Origin of the sequence: Nonomuraea sp. 10N515B (genome assembly GCF_052245915.1) — a bacterium.
In the GTDB taxonomy this organism is placed as follows: Bacteria; Actinomycetota; Actinomycetes; order Streptosporangiales; family Streptosporangiaceae; genus Nonomuraea.
This window is the reverse complement of the sequence record NZ_JBQQBQ010000167.1, coordinates 1-2,313: the sequence shown is the minus strand read 5'-3', so window position 1 is coordinate 2,313 and position 2,313 is coordinate 1. Positions and strand designations below refer to the sequence as shown.

The window sequence follows — 2,313 nt, the reverse complement described above, 5'->3', positions numbered from 1 at the left end:
AGAACACCGATTCATCCGATTCCAAAAACAAGACAAACGATGCTAAAGTGACTATTGAGGCGATTGCTTCCTAATAGTCACCGATTACGGGTGACCTTCTCAAACACCACCTCCATGGGCGCGGCCGAGTTGCGGCGGGCCGCCGCCGACCGTTGCCCGCCAGTACATCGAGCGCAGAACCGACCGGTCAGAGCCGCGTGGACACCGTTTCGCCTCAGGAGCGAAACGGCTGTGCATGCCCGCTATGCGGGATGGTCACGCCCCACCCTCGACATGACTGAAGGCCGGAGCACTGCAGACGAATCCGCTAGAGGGCGGCCGACGGTAGGCGGCCACCGCTGCCGGCGTCGTCCGCCTGCTGGAGGACGGCTCCTCCCCCTTCCAGGCAGAGAAGATCAGGCGGCGGGCCGGGCCGTGACGTCGTGCCCCGCCCAGTTGACGGCGACCTCCCCGTTGGCCCGGAAATCCAGCTCGACCTCACCCTTCATCCTGCCGAAGAAACGGGTCTCCGACATCGACAGCAGCTCGGTCCTGACCAGCCCGTGCACCTCCACCATCAGCCGATCGCCGTCGCGCGTGACGTCCATCGTCGAAGTGCGGCCCATGTGCCGCATCGTGTAGCGCCCGACGTACCGATCGAGGATAGCCGGGTCGACGGTGACGAAGACCCGCCGGCTCGGCAGCTCGTACGGCTCACGCCGGGCGATCGCCGCCAAGGCTGCCTCGATCTCCGCGAACGCGGCGTTCTCGACGTTGGACAACACGGTCACGAAGAGGTCGTCGCGCCGGTAGTGCGCTGAGACGCTGACGAAGCCGATGGTGCCGCCCGAGCTCTCGACGCGGTCCCCGCGCACCGCGCAGCCGTAGCCGTAGCCGATCCCGTCGGCTTCGACGTGCGGCCTGATCAGCTCTGTCAGCGATTCCGGGCGCAGCAGGCGGGGCAGGCCGCGGTTCCAGCGGTGCAGATCCTCGACCGTCGAGTGCAGGGCCCCCGCGGCGTCCTGGTTGGAGTTGTCCAGGTAGGGGGTGCGGGTGACCTGGCCGTCGTTCGCCATGTAGCCGATGGCGTGCCCTTCCGCCGGACCGTCGGCCAGGCCGCTGTGCTCCATGGCCAGCGGGGCGAAGACGTGCCGGCGGACGTACTCGCCGTAGGTCAGGCCGGACGACCGCTCGATCACCTCTCCGAGCAGGACCCATCCCGAGTTGCTGTAGCTCATCCGCGTGCCGGGCTCGAACAGCAGGGGCCGGTCCTTGAAGTCCGCGATGAGCTCCGCTCTCATGCGCGGCGTTCCCATGATGCGGGTGAAGCCCTCCATCGTGACGTAGTCGGGGATGCCAGCGGTGTTGGTCAGCAGGTGGTGCAGCGTGATGTCGCCGCCGCGCGGATAGCAGGGCAGGTGACGGCCGATCGGATCGCCGACGCGGAGCCTGCCCTGCTCCTGGAGTCGCAGGATCGCGATCGCAGTGAAGGTCTTGGTCTGCGAGCCGATCCTGAACGCCGTGCGCGGCGTGTTGGGCATCGCGTGCTCGTGGTCGGCATGACCGTACCCCTTCGCGAAGAGCCGCCGGTCACCGCGCGCGACCAGCACCGCACCGCTGAACCTGCCCAGCCGCGCGTACGCGCGGACGAGCGTGTCCATCCGCCTTGAGAGGAAGAACCTCACCGAACCTCCATGTTGAGTATTCAACTTTGACTATAAGAGCATGGCGCGGCTGATATGGTCAAGCTTGACTATCGCGTGGAGGTGTTCGAGTGTCGTCGACCCGGCTGCTCGTTCTGGGGTTGCTCAACGAGGGGCCTCGGCACGGGTACGAGATCAACCAGCTCGTCACGGCGGGGGCACTGGAGCAATGGACCGACGTCAAGCCGGGATCGGTGTATCACGCCCTGGCCAAGCTGGAGGCCGAGGGGCTGGCGAAGACCCATTCTGAGGAGCGCACCGGCGACCGGCTGCGCCGCGTGTACGCGATCACGCCCGAGGGCCGGCGCACTCTGCAGGACCTGCTGCGCAAGGCGCTGGCCGCGCCCCCGCACTCCACCAGGTCGGACTTCGCGCTGGCGCTGCGCTGGCACGCGCTGCTGGACTCAGGTGAGGCTCGGGAGCTGGTGGCGGCCTCGTCCCGGGCACTGGAGGGGCGGCGGGCGGAGATCGCCGCCGGACGGGAGGCGAAGGTGGGGTTGTCGCCGCTGGCCGACGCTCTCTTCGAGAACGCCGAGGCGCATCTGGCCGCCGACGCGAAACTCCTGGAGAACATCCAGCGCCTGCTGGACTGACAGGACACCGCACAAATCCCGGAAGCGGGGGGGGAACC

Annotated in this window: 2 protein-coding genes; one reads left to right on the top strand and one right to left on the bottom strand. The window is 67.6% G+C overall.

Annotated elements, in window-relative coordinates:
• Positions 1–395: 395 nt before the first annotated feature.
• Positions 396–1,664 (bottom strand): serine hydrolase, encoded by a 1,269-nt coding sequence (locus ACTWQA_RS58785; RefSeq protein WP_443167457.1) that lies wholly within the window; start codon positions 1,662–1,664, stop codon positions 396–398.
• Positions 1,665–1,753: 89 nt separating this feature from the next.
• On the opposite strand from ACTWQA_RS58785, the gene ACTWQA_RS58780 reads away from it, so the two are divergent.
• Positions 1,754–2,275, top strand: coding sequence for a helix-turn-helix transcriptional regulator (locus ACTWQA_RS58780; protein ID WP_443167456.1), 522 nt, complete (start codon positions 1,754–1,756; stop codon positions 2,273–2,275).
• The last annotated feature ends 38 nt before the right edge of the window (positions 2,276–2,313 follow it).